This window comes from Enterobacter sp. LM3 (assembly GCF_046622475.1).
Lineage (GTDB): Bacteria > Pseudomonadota > Gammaproteobacteria > Enterobacterales > Enterobacteriaceae > Enterobacter > Enterobacter cloacae_P.
In genome coordinates this window covers 1-698 of sequence record NZ_JBJURN010000058.1, presented here as the reverse complement: position 1 = coordinate 698, position 698 = coordinate 1, and the positions used below count along the sequence as shown (strand labels likewise).

At 50.3% G+C, this 698-nt stretch carries 2 pseudogenes; both read right to left on the bottom strand.

Annotated features, from left to right (window positions below):
• Positions 1 to 491: pseudogene (locus ACJ9N4_RS20910) on the bottom strand (host specificity protein); the annotation flags it as partial.
• A 51-nt stretch (positions 492 to 542) separates the two neighbouring features.
• Positions 543 to 698 (bottom strand): annotated as a pseudogene (locus ACJ9N4_RS20905) (tail assembly protein); the annotation flags it as partial.

Below are 698 nucleotides of genomic sequence, written 5' to 3'. Positions count from 1 at the left end.
ACGTTAGTATTCAACACCGTCTGCCAGGAGCCGCCATCGGTCTGCAGCTCAATGGCATAGTTAATAGAATAACCAACCAGATCGCCGTTGTTTTTCTGCTCGAACAGCGATGGCCACTTCAGGCGCAGACGAACTGCTGAGAGCTGTGTATTGGTTAAAGTATGAGTCCAGGCCGTATCACTCGAAACTTCAGTCCCGACGTTAATTTCGTTCTCAGTACCTGGAATACCCTGAATGTATTTTTGCGCCTGATTTCCCGGTCGAAACTCCCACGCTACACCACTAAAGTTCTGCGAGCCATCCGAGTTTTCCAGCGGCGTGCCGTCCAGGTAAATATCACGCGCTGTAAGCTTCCCAGCAAATTCCCCCTCTCCCAATGCAATAAGTATTTTTGCCTTCGCAACAGACTGCAGATCATCTGGCTGCTCTGTTGGGGTTCGTGCGCTGGAACTGCCGCCCTTGCGGCCTTTAATAATGGTTTCAGTTGCCATATTGAGCCCATAAAAAAAGCCACCAAAAGGTGGCCTGAAAGAAGCAGAAAATTACTGTTGGTCTTCGACGTAAATCCCTGCGGAGATGATTGCACCGCCGATAAGCCTGCGCCCGTAAAGTAATGGGACTGGATACCCCTGTGCAGCAGTGTTTGTTACCCCACCGAACGCGTATGAAGCACGGTTATCTGCACTTTGTTTGCTGGC